A 14,893-nucleotide genomic window follows, 5' to 3' on the forward strand; every position below is an offset into this window, starting at 1 on the left:
GCCCGGCGGCTGCCACCCCCGAACGGGGGCCGGAGCCCCCCTGGCCGGTACCGGCCAGGGGGGCTCCCGGCGCGGCTAAAGCTCGTACGGGAGCCAGCCGCAGCGGACCGCGCGGACGCCGGCCTCGAACCGGCTCCGCGCGCCGAGGCGCTCCATCAGGACCGTCGCGATCCGGCGGGCGGTACGGTGCGAGACCCCCAGCCGCTTGGCGATCCCCTCGTCCGTGTGCCCCTCGGCCAGCAACCGCAGCACGGCGGCCTCCTGCCGGCTCAGGGCCTCGTCGCTCCCGCGGGGCGAGGCGGCCTCGCCGAACGGCTGCGCCTGGTCCCACACGCTCTCGAAGAGCGTGCACAGCGCGGTCAGCGTCCCGTGGCCGGTCAGCACCACGGCCCCCGCCAGGCTGTCCTCGCTGTTGAGGGGGATGATCGCGGTCTTGCGGTCCAGGATCGTCATCCGGGTCGGGAGGACGGCCACCGTACGCACCTGGCCGCCCTGGCTGGTCAGCCAGTTCACGTGCTCCACCGTCGGCGGGCTGTTGCGGACCGCGTCGACGTAGATCGTGCGCATCACCACCCCGCGCTTGAGCAGGCGCTCGTTCAACGGCCGGGCGGCGGCCATGTTCTCCTCGCTCTGCCCGCCGTCGGGCACGAAGGCCATCACCTCCTGTTCCACCTCGTTGGTGAACCGGGCCAGCCGGGCCCGTATCTGCTCCACCCCGTTGAGGTGCTCCACTCCCGCGTGCGCGGCGGCCGGCTGCAGACCTGCGTACTCCGAGATGAGCTGGGAGGCGGCCGCCCGCGAGGCGGCGATGCGCTGCCGGTGCGCCGCGAACTCCGCCTGCTGGCGGGCCAGCAGGTGCTCCAGCCCCAGCTCGGGGCTGACCGCGCGCGGATGGTCCGGGAAGTCGGCCCGGTCGTGGACCACCAGGCACAGCTCGGCCAGCCGCCCCCAAGCGCGCCGGATGTCCTCTTCGGTCCAGCCCAGCCGTTTCGCCAACGCGGTCGCGTCGTCCCTCGGATGGGCGAGCATGGTGCGGTAGACGGATTCTGTGGGCCCGTCCAACCCCAATGACTCAAGCACTGGATCCCCCTGCTGAACAGAGCGGCGGGCTGGTCGCTCCGCCCTGATCATGCCAAACGGCAAGCTGCCGATCGAGGGGATGAAACCACTCTGCGCGGCCCCGCGCCACAGGGATCCCGCCAGTGGACTGAAGGGGCCAGGGCCCAATCAGGCCAGCCGGTTTCCCTTCACCTGCACCCACCGCTCGAAGGATGCTTGAGCCACGGCGGAAAACAGCCGCCGCACAACTCGGCACAAGCCCCCCGAACCACGTCAACCGCGGGACGTGCGAGGGGAGTTCGAGTACCTCACCCCGACTCCTGGATGGGACCGCTCATGCTCCGCGCCCGCTTCGCCCCGATCGCCGCCAAGACCGCCGCCCTCGCCCTCGCCGCCCTGTTCCTCCTGCCGGCCGGCGGCGCCGCGACCGCCACGGTCCTGGCCGACGGGCCCATCGCGCCGGGCGCCACCCAGCCGGCCCCCGGCACGGGCACCGGCGGCACCGGCACCGGCAGCGGCACGGGCGACGACATGGGCTGGGGCTGACCGGACCGCACACCGGGGAACCGGCCTCGAACCCGCGGGAGACCACGTGGACATCCGACAGCTGACGACCTTCCACCGGGTGGCGACACTGCTCAGCTTCACGCGGGCGGCCACCGAGCTCAAGTACGCCCAGTCCAGCGTCACCGCGCAGATCAAGGGACTGGAGATCTCCCTCGGCGTCGAGCTCTTCGAACGCCTCCGGGGCAAGATCCAGCTCACCCCGGCCGGTGAGCGCCTGATGCCGTACGCGGAGCAGATCCTCTCCCTCGCCGACGAGGCGCGGGGGGTGACGGCCGGCCTGGGAGACCCCTCCGGGGTCCTGACCATCGGCACCATGGAGAGCCTGATCTCCTACCGGATGCCCCCCGTCCTGGAGTACTTCCACCACCGTTACCCGCTGCTCCAGCTGGTGCTCCGCCCCAGCCTGTGCGCCGAGACCTGTCACTCGCTGCGCCAGGGCTCCTTCGACCTGGGCTTCCTGATGGAGGCCGAGACGGAGCACTCCGGGGTGCAGACCGCCGTACTGGGCTCCGAGCCGCTGGCCGTGGTGGCCGCTCCCGACCACCCCCTGGCGTTGGCCCGAGGCCTGACGACGCAGGACCTGCGCACGGCCGCCGTCCTCGCCCCCGAGGCCGGCTGCGCCTACCGTGAGCTGTTCGAGGCCGAGCTGAACGACGGCTCGGGGGAGCCGGTCTCCTTCCTGGAGTTCGGCAACATCGAGTCCATCAAGCGGGGCGTGGCCGCGGGCCTCGGCATCAGCCTGCTGCCGACGATGACGGTGGCCGAGGCGGTGGAGAGCGGCCAGCTCGCCGTCCTCGACTGGGAGCCGCCCTTCGAGGTGTTCACCCAGCTCGCCTGGCGGCGCGGCAAGCAGCTGTCGCGGGAGATGCGCCTGTTCGTCGAGCAGACGGTCGCCTTCATGTCCGAGTACTACCGGCCGGCGGCCGCGGCCGCGGCGGCCGCCTGAGGGGGCTCACAGGTGGACGCGGCGGGCGGTCGGCGAGGCGCGGTGGCGGATGGTCCACAGGCTGCGCCGTACGTAGGTGCGCTGGACCCAGCGGTCCAGCCCGTCGTAGCGGGGCGTGAACACCGAACGGGCGTGCACGCCCTTGCGGTTGTTGACCAGCAGGGCCTGGCCGGGCCGCAGCCGCACGGGCTGCGCCACCGAGCGGCAGACCTCCTGGAGCCGCAGCAGCGCCGTGCCCGCCGCGGTGGTCATCGGGCGCACCCCGTTGGCCGCCACGGTGATCTCCGGGAAGGCCGCCGCGCCGCCGATGAGGGGCACCGGGTCGGAGAGCACCTCGCGGCCGCCGGCGTGGGCCCGGGTGTAGCCGCCGGGGGCGTTCAGCCGGAACAGCGGGCTGCGCAGCGTCGTCAGCACGTCGTCGCCGAGGGAGGCCGCGATGTCGCGGGCGTCCGCGTAGTACGTCACGGCCTCGCCCTCGTGGTCCGCGCGCAGGCAGTTCAGCACCAGGAAGTCGGGGTTGGCCAGGTCGTAGCGGCCCGCCGGGTCGTGGACGATGTCGCTGTGGAAGTTCAGGAAGGACCGCGAACCCTGGTTGGTCTGGGTGTGCTCGCCGCCCGGGACGGGCACCACGTCGTGGACGATCCGGCCGTCCTTCTCGGTGAGCATCCCCACCGGCTCGCCCAGCAGCCCGCTCAGCCCCAGCAGCACCCCCTCGGCGACGAAGGTCGCCTTGGCCGGGCTCGGACCGCCGTCGAGCGGGGTGGGCGGCAGCAGGGCGTCCTGCGGCAGGTTCCCGACCAGCGCGACCCCCGGCGTGTCGGGGTGCCGGCCGAAGTCCAGGAGCCGGCGCAGCAGTTCGGTCGGCAGCTGGGCGAAGACCTGGTGGCAGCGGGCCGTGGCCCAGTCGAGGTCCGCGGCCGGGTCGGCCAGCCGAGCCAGGTCCCGGCCCACCGCCTCACGCACGGAGTCGGGCAGGTCCCAGACGGCGAGCGCGGAGCCGCTGTCCGGCCGTACGCCCAGGATGTCGGCGACGGTCATGGTCATGTGCATCACACTCCTGCGAGTCTCAGGGGCCGGGCGCGGGAGGCCGGGCCGTTCTCGAACGTGCCGTGCAGCCGCCGCGCGAGGGCCACGGCCCCGTCCGCGTCGGCCGCCAGATGCGTGGTCGCCACCGGGCCGCGCAGCACCGTCACCGGTACGCCCGCGCTCGACCCGGGGGCGAGGCCCCGGCGGCGGTGGAACTCCGCGAGGTCCAGGAACCCGCCGACGGCCACCACCAGCGGGCCCTCGGCCAGCCGTACGGCGTCCGCGTTCGCCGCGCGCAGCGCCGCGTACGCCCGGTCGGCGGCGGCCTCGCTGCCGTACCGCAGGGCGGCGGAGCGCCGGTTGAGGACGACGGCGGACACCGGTTCGCCCGCCGCGCCCACCCGGGTGCCGTGCGCGAACGGCGGCCGGCCGTGCCGCAGTACGAGCTCCACGCCGCACTTGCGGGCCATCTCGACGGCCCGCCGGTGGATCACCTTCGCGCCGTGCAGCGACAGCAGCGAGGCCGTGCCGTACGAGACCATCGGCAGCAGCCGCGCCCCCGGCACCAGGTGCGGGTCCGCGCTGTAGATGCCGTCCACGTCGGAGTGGATCTCGCACGTGCGCGCGCCGACGGCCGCGGCCACGGCCACCGCCGACAGGTCCGAGCTGTTCTTGCCGAGCCAGGTCGGCCGGCCCCGCGCGTCCACGGCCTGCCCTCCCGGTACGACCACCACCTCGTGGCCGGCCAGGGCCGCGGTCAGCGCCCCCGGGTCCGTGTGCACGAGCCGGGCCCGCGCGAACACCGAGTCCGAGACCAGGCCCAGCTGCTGCCCGGCCAGTACCGCAGAACCGATGCCCGCCCGGTGCAGGGCCGCGGCCAGCAACTGGGCGCCCGCCGTGTCGGCCAGCGTCAGCAGCCCGGCCAGGGTCTCGTCCTCGGGATGCGGATCGATGCCCAGCAGCCGCTCCCGCAGCGCCTCCGTCTCGCCCGGCCCCGCGCTCACCACCACGGCCAGCGGGCCGCGCTCCTCCCGCAGCCGGCGGCCGACCGCGTCCGCGACGCGCTCGTACCCGTCCGGCCCGGCGAAGCTCGACCCGCCGAACTTCAGGACCCGCGCCCCGCTCACAGCGTGCCCCGGGCCAGGAGTTCCTCCGCGATCTGCACCGCGTTCAGCGCCGCGCCCACCCGCAGGTTGTCGGCGACCAGCCACAGCCAGAACCCCCGCGGGTCGTTCGGCGAGACCCGGATCCGGCCCACGTGCACCCGGTCCGGGTCCTCCAGGGCGGCCGGCACCGGAGGCCGGGCCTGCGGCCCGTCGTACACGCTCACCTCGGGCAGCGCGCCGAGCAGCGCGACGAGTTCACCTCGCTCGACCTCACCGGCGCACTCCACCCACACCGACTCCGAGTGCCCGTTGACCACGGGCACCCGTACGCAGGTCGCGGTCACGTCCAGCCCCGGCTGGCCCAGGATCCGCCGCGACTCGTGCAGCAGCTTCTCCTCCTCGCGGGTGAAGCCGCTCTCCAGCACCTCGTCGATCTGCGGAAGCACGTTGAACGCCAGCGAGGGGGTGAACCGCTTCGACAGCGGCTCGGCTCCCGGGTCCTGGAGCGCCAGCGCGCACGCCTCCTGGAGCTCCTCGATCCCCGAGTGCCCCAGCCCCGACGCCGCCTGGTACGTGCTCACCACGACCCGGCGCAGCCCCCAGCGCCGGCCGACCGCGTCCAGCAGCCGCACCAGCGGGATGGTCGAGCAGTTCGGGTTGGCGACCGTACCGCCGACCGGCCGCCGGTCCAGCTCCGCCCCGTTGACCTGCGGGACCACCAGCGGGGTCGCCGGGTCCATGCGGAAGGCACGGGTGTTGTCGATGACGAGGGCGCCCGCGGCCGTGGCGCGCGGCACCCACCGCTCGCTGACCGCCGTACCGGCCGAGAAGAACGCCAGGTCCACCGAGCCGAAGTCGAACTCCTCCAGGTCCCGCACGGTGTAGTAGCGGCCCGCGACGCACACCTCCCGGCCGGCGGAGCGCGGCGAGGCCACCAGGTACAGCTCGCGGTAGGGCAGCCCCCGCTCCTCGAACAGCTCGACGAGGGTGCCGCCGACCGCGCCGGTCGCGCCGATGATGGCGATGCGGGGCGCTGAGGGGTCGCTGACGAGGGTCACACGAATCTCCGATCTCGATCGTTCAGTACAGGGGAACCGGGTAGTGCAGACCACCACCGGTCCACAGCTCGTTGAGGCCGCGCGGCACGTCCAGCCCGGAGGCCGGGCCGAGCGCGCGCTCGTACACGTCCGCGTAGGTGCCGACGGCGGCCAGGACGCGGGCGGCCCACCGCGGGTCCAGCCCCGCGGCCGGCCCGTGCCGGCCCGCCGCCCCGGCCACCCGCTCCAGGGCCGCGGCGCGGTTCCCGTCCCCGGGCCCGGCCCGCGCCACCTCGTGCTCGGCGGCGAGCAGCAGGTTCACCACCCACCGGCACAGCCGCAGCCAGCCCGGGTCGTCTTCGCGGACCGCCGCGGCCATCGGCTCGCGCGAGATCGTCTCCGCGAGGACCGTGTGCTCCGCGGGTACGGGAAGCAGCGCCCGCTGCCCGGCCAGCGCCACCCGGTCCAGCACCAGCGCGGCGCACCCGCCGTCGGCGTAGCCGGCCAGCGCGGCCGCGGGCGTCGGGAACTCCCGTACGCGGACCGCCAGGCCCCTCGGGCCGTACCAGGCCGCCAGGTTGGCGGCGCTCGTGGTGCCCGCCTGCACCGCGAGCTCGCGGCCCGCCAGAGCGGCCGGGCCGCTGACCCCGTCCGCCGCGCGGACCAGGAAGCCCTCGCCGTCGTAGCAGGTCACCGCGGCGAACAGGACGGGCCAGGCCGCCTCGCGGCCCATCGTCCAGGTGGCGTTGGCCACCGTCAGCTCCGCGCCGCCCGCCGCCAGTACGGCGAGCCGGTCCGCCGGGTCGGCGGGCACCCACTCCACCGCCTCGGCGCCGCCGAGCGCGGCAGCGGCCACCGCCCGGGCCACGTCCGTGTCCAGGCCCGACCACACCCCCCGCGCCGAGCGCGCCGACAGCCCCGGCACACCGCGGCTGACCACCGCGCGCAGCGCCCCGTACGACCGCACGGCGGCCAGCGTCGGCCCGGCGCCGGCCCCGGAGTCCGCCCGGCCCGTCGCGCCCGCCCGCGCTGCGGAGTCCGCCCGGCCCGTCGCACCCGCCCGGTCGGCGCTCATGCCGCCGCTCCGTCGCCGAGCCGGCGGCCCAGCACGTCCTCCGCGTCGAAGCGGCGCTCGTTGAAGCCGAGCATGTCCAGCAGCTGCCGGGAGCCGACCGCCGCGGCCGCGGCCTCGGGCACGGCGCGCCGGGCCCGCCGGGGGAGCGGGACGCGCCCCGGGTCCGCCCAGCGCAGCACCCCCCAGGGGTCCACCACGGCCCGCGCCCGGTTGGCGTTGTCCGGGTGCAGGCAGTACGGCACGTCCAGCAGCCCCGTCGCGAACGACCGCAGCAGGGCTTCGCCCACCGTCGGCGCCTGCTCCAGCACGCAGTCCACCAGCAGCGCGGCCTCCTCGTACACGCCGTACGGGCCCGGGACGGCCACCGGCCACGTACGCGTACGGCCCCGCTCGTCGGCGGCCACGGCCGCGGCGAACTCCAGCGCGGCCACGTTCTCGTCCAGGGTCGGGATCCGGTGCGCCTCCGCGGGCGTCTTGACCACCAGCCGGGCGGCCCCGCCGTGCACCGCGAGGCGCGCGCTCTCCTCCAGGAGCCGGAAGGCGCCCGCCGCCGAGCGCGGGAAGACCCCCATGAACGTGTACAGCACCACGTGCCAGTCCAGGCCGTCCAGGCCGTCCAGGCCGTCCTGGCCGTCCTGGCCGCAGTCCAGCCGCTCCGCGGCGAGCCGGTGCAGCGCGGCGAGCGCCTCCAGGTCCTGCCCGGGGTGCGTCTGCTGGGCGTAGCTGAGGGAGAGGGAGCGCACCCCGTGCTCGCGGAAGAACAGCGCCTCCAGCACGCTGAGCGCCACCAGCACCGAGGGCGGGCACAGCTGGCCCAGCATGCCGCCGCCGAAGGTCTCCAGGTGCATCGGCTCCTCGCGCGCCGCGATCAGCTCGCAGCAGTGCGCCCAGGCGCGCACCGAGTCCCGCAGCGGTACCCGGCCGTAGGGCAGGCAGTACGAGACCGGGCCGCCCTCGGTGGCGTCCGCACCGGCCGCGCAGGCCGTCGCCACCAGGCGCCCGGCCAGCGCAGAGCCGTGCCGCACCTGGACCGGGAAGCTCTCCGAAGCCAGCCCCTTCAGTACCTCACGCGTACCTTCCGCCCCGTGGGCCACGAGCGGGAAGCCGTTCAACTCCGCCCCGGAGCGCAGCGCCTCCAGCGCCCGCGCGTACTCCCCGACCCGGGTGTAGCTGTCCACGGTGACGGTGCCCGCCGTGGGCGCCGCGACGTCACGGACCGCACGCAGCCCCTCCCGCATCCGGCGCGCGCCGGCGAAGCCCATCCGCGGCTGCACGACCAGCGACCCGGACTCCCGGGCCCGTCGCACGTGCGCCGCGAACCGGCCCGTGCCGGCGGTGCCGGGCCCGCTCATGCGACCGGCTCCGCGGGCGCGCGCCGACGGGGGCGCAGCTCCCTGAGGAAGTCCGCGAACTCCTCCAGCCCGTGCTCGGAGGCGAAGACGGCGTCGTAGCCCGCCGCCACCAGCGCGTCCACGTGGCTGTCGGCCGCGCCGTCCACGCCGAGCTTGCCGCCGATCACCGCGCGCAGCTCCGCCAGGTCCGGGTGCGCCCGCAGGGTCCGTACGAGCCGGGCGCCGTCCATGTGGCCGTGCCCGTTGACGGTGCTGACCACCAGGGCGTCCGGGCGCTCGCGCAGGCAGGCCTCGACGACCTCGTCGTCGGGCGGGCAGGCGCCGAGGTTCACCACCTCGTGGCCGCGCTCCTCCAGCATCAGCTGGAGGAAGACCAGGTTCCAGGTGTGCGCGTCGGACGAGACCCCGGAGACGACGAACTTCCCCGAGCGGCTGCGGTACTTCGGCATGGGACACCCCCGGGTGGCGGATCGGCGCAGGCGGTACACCGATCCTCGTGGCGCTGCCCGCGCCGATTCAACGCGCCGCCGATGGAGAACCGCTATCGCCGCCATCGAAGAATTCGATGTCCGAGGTCAGGGGCGGGGTCCGGGCGGGGCCGGGAACGCCGACGGGGGCGCCGACGGGGGCGCCGACGGGGGCGGGCGATCGAAAAGGGCGATCGCCCGCATCGCCATTCCCGCACGTCCCGCGTTGACCCCGCCCCGGCGGCTGGACAAGGGTTTTTCCCGCCGTCCCCGCGCCGCGGACGGCAGTCCCCTTGGAGCGTCAGGCATGAAGATACTCGTCCTTCACCAGCTGCCGTACCGCAAGGCCGGCTACGACCGGGCCCTCGACCACCGGCGCCACGACGTGACCTACGCGGGACACGCCGACCGGCTGGCCGATCTGCCCGCCGATCTGCCCGCCCGGCGGCTGCCCGTCCCGGCCGACGAGGACTTCGCCGCGGGCGTCATCGCCCGCACCTCACCCGCCGACGGCTACGAAGCGGTGCTGTCCCTCTCCGAGTTCGGCGTCCTCGCCGTCTGCCGGGTCCGCGGCCACCTCGGACTGCCCGGACCCACCCCCGAGCAGGCCGAACTGGCCCACGACAAGGTCCGCATGAAGCAGGCGCTCGCCGGCTCCGGGATCCGCACCCCCCGCTTCGCGGCCGCGCCCGCGCGCGATGCCCTGCTGCCCTGGTCCGGGGCCACCGTCCTCAAGCCGCGCCGCGGCACGTGCAGCGAGGGCGTCCGCGTGTTCCCCGGCGCCCGCCGCGCCCTGGCCGCGCACCGCGCGCTGGCCGAGCCGCGGGCGTACGAGCTGGAGGAGTACGTCGAGGGCGACATCCTGCACACCGACGGCCTCGTCCAGGACGGGGTCCTCGTCCACAGCGTCACCAGCCGGTACGTGGGCAAGCCCGCCGACTACGCCGCGGGCATCCCGCTCGGCTCCCACCAACTGCCCCCCGACGAGCGGTACGAGGACCTCGCCCGCCGCACCGTCGCCGCCCTCGGCATCGACTGCGGCACCGTCCACCTCGAATTCTTCGAGACCCCGCGGCGGGAGCTCGTCTTCCTGGAGGTGGCCAACCGGATGGGCGGCGCCGGGGTCGTCGACGCCCACCTGCGGCACACCGGCATCCACCTGCCCTCCCACGAGATCGCCCTGCGGCTGGGCCTGCCCCGGCCCGCCCCGGACACCCCCAGCGGGCGCTACCACGGCTGGCTCGTCGTACCCGGACACCACCTGCCCGCCGGCCGCCCGCACACCGCGGCCCTCCCCGCGCACCTGCTGGACCACCCCTGCGCCGACCGGATCCACACCCTCCCGCCCGGCACCCCGGCGGCCCGTCACATCACCTACCAGGAGTGGCTCGTACCGCTGGCCGTCGAGGCCTCCCACGCCGACCCGGACGTCCTGCGCGCCTACCTCCACTCCTGCGCCCGAGCCGCCGCAACCCCCTCCGAGGAGGCCGCATGAGCGCCCCCGCCGCCCCAGCCGAGCACGCGACCTCTGCTCCCCCGGCGGCCGCGCCCGCAACAGGCGCAGGCGCAGGCGCAGGCGGTGGCGGAGGCGGTCGGGTCGTGCGGTACTACCCGACCGACCTCCTGCTCGCGCTGGAGGAGGCCGAGCGGCCCGGATCCGGGCTCGACGAACTGCTCGACGCGCACGGACTGACGGCCCTGCGCCCGCTCTTCGGGGCCGGCGAGGAGTTCGCCGACGGGCTCGACGAGCTCCTCGGCGGCCTCGCCCAGTACCCCTGGCAGCCCCTCACCGACACCAACGACGTCGACGAGCTGCGGCCCGTCGGCACGGTCGTCCTCGACGACCACCGCCCCGGCACCACCCTGCGCGGCCTCCTGCTCGCCTGGGCCACCGGCAACCACGTCACCGTGCGCACCGCGGACCCCGGCTTCTGGCGGGAGCTCACCGCCCTGCTGCGCCGCCCCGGACTGCCCCTGCCCACCGCCCGCACCACCCCCCGCGACACCCCCGCGGAGGTGCCCGGCACCGCGCTGCGCGTGCCCGACCTGCTGCCCCTCGCCGCCCCCGCCCGGGCCCCGGCGCGGTACGACGCGCCCGGCTGGGACCCGGCCCTGTACGCCACCCCCGACACCGCCGGCCCCGACCCGCTGGAGACGCGGTTCCCGGCCGGCCGGCCGCTGCCCGGGCAGGACGCGTTCACCGCCGGGGTGCTGCGCAGCGACTGCCGCGCCGCCTGGACCGCCGCCCTCAGCCGCCGCACCCGCCTGTACGGCACCACCCTCGCCGCCGCCCGCGCCGCGGAGGACCCCCGCCGCACCGGCCGCCTCGACGCCCGGCTGCGCCACACCGCCGCCCGCGCCCGCAGGTCCCCGTACTACCGCGACCTGCCGCCCGTACGCACCCTGGACGACCTGCCCGGCCTGCCCGTGCTCGACAAGGCCGCCCTCGCCGCGCACTCGCTGCCCGCCGGCCGCGGCTTCGCCAGCGGCGCCCGCCCCACCGGCGAGGTGCTGCGCAGCGGCTCCACCACCGGCACGCCGCGCTACATCGTCTACGCCCGCACCGACTGGGACAACATGGTCCGCGAGGCCGTCCCGCTCTTCTACGCCATGGGGCTGGAGCCGGGCGACCGCCTGGTCAACACCCTCTTCGGCGGCGACCTCTACGGCGGACTGACCACGACCGTCACCGAGTTCAGCCGGATGCCGCTCGAATGCTGCACCACCGCGCAGGCCGCCACCCCCGAGTCCCTGCTGATGCTCGCCCGCAGCTTCGGCGCCAACGCCGTCATCGGCGTACCGACGCTGATCGTCCCGCTGCTGCGGGAGGCGTACCGGCAGGACCCGCAGCTGCGCATCGAGAAGGTCCTCTACCTCGGCACGGCCATGGGCCGCGCCGATCGCACCTGGCTGCGCGAGCACCTCGGCACCCGCATCGTCTCCAGCGTCCTCGCCGCCAACGACGGCGCCCAGCTCGGCTACCAGTGCGCCGCCCTCGACGGGATGCTCCACCACGTCAACGACGACTACAACTACCTGGAGGTCGTCGACGACCAGGGCCGGCACCTGCCCGACGGCACCGCGGGGGAGCTGCTGACCACCACCTTCCAGAAGGGCGAGGGACCGCTGATCCGCTACCGCATCGGCGACCGCGGCCGCTTCGTCCACCACGACTGCCCCTGCGGGATCTCCGGCCGCACCCTCGAATACCACGGCCGCTCCGACGGCGTCGTCCGCATCATGGGCGCCGCCCTGCTGCACGGCGAACTCCTCGACGCCGTATCCGGGTTCGGGGTCTGCGAACTCCAGGCCGAGATCACCTCGCAGGGCGGCCGCGACACCCTCACCCTGCGCACCGAGTCCCCCCGCCCGCTGCGCCCCGAGGCCCTGCGCGCCCATCTGGCCGACCGCTTCCCGCTCCTCGCCGGCACCCGGATCTACGAGGACGGCGCCGGCCCGGCCGACTTCCGCGTCGAATGCCACGCCCCCGGCGCCCTCGACCGCCACCCGGTCAGCGGCAAGATCCGCCCCGTCGTGGACCGGCGGGTGGACGGCTGATGCCGCGTGACCGTGACCGCGACCGCGACCGTGAACGCGACCGTGACCGTGACCGTGACCGTGACCGCGACCGCGACCCGGGCCGCGGCCCCGCCCCCGCCCCCGACCGCACCGTCCCCACCCTGCTGTCCTCCATCACCCTCCTGGGCATCGGCATGGGCGTCTACCTGCTCGCCCTCGGGCAGCTCCTGTACGAGCTCACCGGCAGCCCGCAGGCCTTCGCGCTCGCCCTCACCCTCCAGGGCGCCGCCGCCGTCTGCGTCCTGCCCTTCTCCGGGCCCCTCGTCGACGCCCTCGACTCGCGGCGCGTGCACACCGCGTGCAGCCTCGCCCGCGCCGTCACCGTCGCCGGGCTCGCCCTGGCCGGGCTGACCCGGCCGCCGGGCGCGGTGGCGCTGATCGCCGCCGGCGTCGTCCTGCTGGCCTTCGTGGACAACGTCCAGCGCGCCGCCCTGTTCAAGTACACCGCCTGGCACGTCGAGCCCGCCCGACGGGCCCGGCTCAACGCCCTGATCAACGTGGCCGTCCAGGTGGGGGCGCTGACCGGCATGGCCCTGCTCGGCCTGCTGCTCCTGTGGACCTCCCTGGCCGGCGCCCTGCTGGCGGACACCGCCGTCGCCCTGGCCGTCGCCGTCCTCGTACGCGGCCTGCCGGCGACGGCCCCCGAGCCGCGCGGCCCGGCCGCCGGGGTGCTGCGTACGGCGCTGCCGCTGGCCCTGCACGACTGGCGGGCCATGTTCCACCGCTACCGCGGCGACCTCGCCGTCCTCGGCGTGATCGTGCTGTGCGCCGCCGACTTCGTCTTCCAGTCCTGCGTGAGCACCCTGGTCGTCCCGCTGGTGGCGGAGGACTACGGCGGCCGGGGCCAGTACGTCTCCCTGCTGGAGGCGGTCTTCGCCCTCGGCATGATCGCCTCCTCCTTCTTCACCCGGCACACCCAGCGGGCCGCGCTGCTGCCGCTGTGGTGCGCAGTCCAGGCCGCGGCGGCCCTGGCGCTGGGCCTGTCCGCCGCGCCGGCCGTGCACCTGGCGGCCCTGCTCGCGGCCGGCTTCGCCAACCTCTCGGCCCTCACCTGGCTCCTGACGAGCCTCCAGAGCCGCGCGGGCGACGGGGAGAAGGCGAAGATGGCCAGTCTGCGCATGCTGTCGATCGGCCTTGCCACCACCGCGCTGATGCCCCTGATCGGTCACTTCGCCGGGGTCTCCCTCACCGCCGGCTTCGTGGCCACGGCCGCCGTCATGCTGGCCTTCACGGCTCTGGCGGCCGCGACCACCGCCCCCCGCCCCGCCCCGGGGAAAGCCGAAGCCCAAACGCCCGAGCCCGCGACCCGCTGACCGGCCCGGGGGAGCCCGGCGCGCCGGGGAGGCCGGCGACCACGGGGACCGCAGCGAACTCGCCCTGCACCAAGGCCGCCGTGAAGCGAGTGGGGGCTCGGCTGCATCGACTCCCGCTACGGCACCCCGTGCAAGGCGTACGACCAGTGGAAGGCCCGTTCGCCGCACTGGGTACCAAGTCCGAAAGCCCTGAACCGTCCCATCCATTCACGACACGGAAGGACACCCGTCCTCATGCGTACCAGCCTGCGCCGCGCCGCCATCACCACCGGATCCATCGCCGCCGCGATCGTCATCGCCCTGCCCACGAACGCCTTCGCCGTCTCCAAGCTGTCCCAGTCGGCCGCAGCCTCCCAGCTCGGCGCCGCCGGGGTCACCCACTCCTCCTCCGGCGGCTGCACCACCCGCTCGAACGGCACCTGCACCTCGTACGACCAGATCAACCAGGCCACGGTGGACGGGCTGAAGACGCTCAAGAGCGCCAGCGGTTGTGCGATCAACGTCACCGGCGGCACCGAGGTCGGCCACGCCTCGGGCACCTACAGCCACTACAACGGCTACAAGGCCGACATCAACCCCAACACCTGCATCACGAACTACATCCACTCCAGCTTCACGAAGATCTCCACCCGCAGCGACGGCGCGGAGCGCTGGCGGTCCTCGGCGGGCAACGTCTACGCCCGTGAGAGCAACCACTTCGACATCACGTACTGCGGCGGCGTCGCGGCCTGCACCAGCGCGGCCAGTGCCTGACCCTCCGGCACACCCCACGAACCTCAGCAGCAGCAAGGGCGCCGAGAAGGCGTGGAGCACCCGCCACAGCGGCGCCGCGCTGCTGCACGCCGGCTCGGCCATAGCGTTCACTCTCATCCAATGCAACGCCATGTGTGGCTGACGTTGCGTTACGTCCATACCTGTTGCAACGATATTGCGGCTCTGACCTGCTGCGATGGAAATATTGCGCAACGAAGTCGTTGCGTGATTCCTAAACGCTACGTAGCTTTTCCCTCATCGGAAACAGCTAGTGAGTGCAAGTGGAGACCATCATGCAGAAGTTCGACACCGCCGCCCCGATCGCCGCCGTCCTCGGTATCGCTGCGGGACGTATTCAGGTGATCGCCGCCGACCGGGCCGACACGGTGGTCGAGGTCCGGCCCGTCGATGCGTCGAAGGGGCGTGATGTGAAGGCGGCGGAGGAGACCACGGTCGTCTACGTCGAGGGGGTGCTGCGGATCGAGGGCCCGGCGGCGAAGTATCAGATGCTCGGTGCTTCGGGCTCCGTCGAGGTGACCGTTCAACTGCCCGCCGGTTCCGGTGTCGAGGTGAAGGTGGCCGCCGCCGAGTTCCGCGGGGTCGGTCGGCTCGG

The 14,893-nt window shown here is 74.7% G+C and carries 13 protein-coding genes and 1 pseudogene; 7 read left to right on the forward strand and 7 right to left on the reverse strand.

The window, feature by feature from the left end; genetic code table 11:
- Nucleotides 1-75: 75 nt before the first annotated feature.
- Entirely contained in the window at nt 76-1,080 is a 1,005-nt protein-coding gene (locus tag ACIQU4_RS40610) for a LuxR C-terminal-related transcriptional regulator (protein WP_403742412.1), read from the reverse strand.
- Between the two features lie 315 nt (nt 1,081-1,395).
- Between ACIQU4_RS40610 and ACIQU4_RS40615 the strand changes: the two genes are divergently transcribed.
- Both ACIQU4_RS40615 and ACIQU4_RS40620 read left to right on the forward strand, forming a co-directional pair.
- A complete protein-coding gene (locus ACIQU4_RS40615) occupies nt 1,396-1,605 on the forward strand; it encodes a hypothetical protein (protein WP_403742415.1) in 210 nt (69 codons plus the stop codon).
- Nucleotides 1,606-1,651: 46 nt separating this feature from the next.
- A complete protein-coding gene (locus ACIQU4_RS40620) occupies nt 1,652-2,572 on the forward strand; it encodes a LysR family transcriptional regulator (protein ID WP_403742418.1) in 921 nt (306 codons plus the stop codon).
- A 6-nt stretch (nt 2,573-2,578) separates the two neighbouring features.
- On the opposite strand, the gene ACIQU4_RS40625 is transcribed toward ACIQU4_RS40620, so the two are convergent.
- Genes ACIQU4_RS40625 through ACIQU4_RS40650 form a run of 6 tightly spaced genes read right to left on the reverse strand, consistent with a single transcriptional unit; the run spans nt 2,579 to nt 8,617 of the window.
- Nucleotides 2,579-3,616, reverse strand: a complete 1,038-nt coding sequence (locus ACIQU4_RS40625) for an oxygenase (RefSeq protein ID WP_403742423.1) — start codon at nt 3,614-3,616, stop codon at nt 2,579-2,581.
- Between the two features lie 5 nt (nt 3,617-3,621).
- Nucleotides 3,622-4,725, reverse strand: a complete 1,104-nt coding sequence (locus tag ACIQU4_RS40630) for an aspartate kinase (RefSeq protein WP_403742426.1) — start codon at nt 4,723-4,725, stop codon at nt 3,622-3,624.
- Nucleotides 4,722-5,762 carry an aspartate-semialdehyde dehydrogenase gene (locus ACIQU4_RS40635; RefSeq protein WP_403742429.1) on the reverse strand — a complete coding sequence of 347 codons (1,041 nt, stop codon included), beginning with the start codon at nt 5,760-5,762 and terminating at the stop codon, nt 4,722-4,724. Before ACIQU4_RS40635 ends, ACIQU4_RS40630 begins: the two co-directional genes overlap by 4 nt.
- 22 nt (nt 5,763-5,784) lie before the next feature.
- Nucleotides 5,785-6,816 (reverse strand): transporter substrate-binding domain-containing protein, encoded by a 1,032-nt coding sequence (locus ACIQU4_RS40640; RefSeq protein WP_403742431.1) that lies wholly within the window; start codon nt 6,814-6,816, stop codon nt 5,785-5,787.
- Nucleotides 6,813-8,168, reverse strand: coding sequence for a methylaspartate mutase (locus ACIQU4_RS40645; RefSeq protein WP_403742434.1), 1,356 nt, complete (start codon nt 8,166-8,168; stop codon nt 6,813-6,815). The genes ACIQU4_RS40640 and ACIQU4_RS40645 overlap by 4 nt, the downstream gene beginning before the upstream one ends.
- A complete protein-coding gene (locus tag ACIQU4_RS40650) occupies nt 8,165-8,617 on the reverse strand; it encodes a cobalamin B12-binding domain-containing protein (protein WP_053692618.1) in 453 nt (150 codons plus the stop codon). The genes ACIQU4_RS40645 and ACIQU4_RS40650 overlap by 4 nt, the downstream gene beginning before the upstream one ends.
- Before the next feature lie 325 nt (nt 8,618-8,942).
- Here ACIQU4_RS40650 and ACIQU4_RS40655 point away from each other — a divergent pair, with 325 nt between their 5' ends.
- The 5 genes and pseudogenes from ACIQU4_RS40655 to ACIQU4_RS40675 form a co-directional block, all read left to right on the forward strand.
- Complete coding sequence (locus ACIQU4_RS40655; protein WP_403742437.1) at nt 8,943-10,130, forward strand: acetyl-CoA carboxylase biotin carboxylase subunit family protein; 1,188 nt, start codon at nt 8,943-8,945, stop codon at nt 10,128-10,130.
- 104 nt (nt 10,131-10,234) lie between these two features.
- Nucleotides 10,235-12,193 (forward strand): phenylacetate--CoA ligase family protein, encoded by a 1,959-nt coding sequence (locus ACIQU4_RS40660; RefSeq protein ID WP_403742440.1) that lies wholly within the window; start codon nt 10,235-10,237, stop codon nt 12,191-12,193.
- On the forward strand, nt 12,193-13,527 hold the full coding sequence (locus tag ACIQU4_RS40665; RefSeq protein ID WP_403742443.1) for an MFS transporter: 1,335 nt from the start codon (nt 12,193-12,195) through the stop codon (nt 13,525-13,527). The genes ACIQU4_RS40660 and ACIQU4_RS40665 overlap by 1 nt, the downstream gene beginning before the upstream one ends.
- Before the next feature lie 234 nt (nt 13,528-13,761).
- Nucleotides 13,762-14,280 carry a hypothetical protein gene (locus ACIQU4_RS40670; protein WP_403742446.1) on the forward strand — a complete coding sequence of 173 codons (519 nt, stop codon included), beginning with the start codon at nt 13,762-13,764 and terminating at the stop codon, nt 14,278-14,280.
- 293 nt (nt 14,281-14,573) lie between these two features.
- A pseudogene (locus ACIQU4_RS40675) lies at nt 14,574-14,893 on the forward strand (hypothetical protein); the annotation flags it as partial.

This window comes from Streptomyces sp. NPDC090741, assembly GCF_044769045.1.
In the GTDB taxonomy this organism is placed as follows: Bacteria; Actinomycetota; Actinomycetes; order Streptomycetales; family Streptomycetaceae; genus Streptomyces.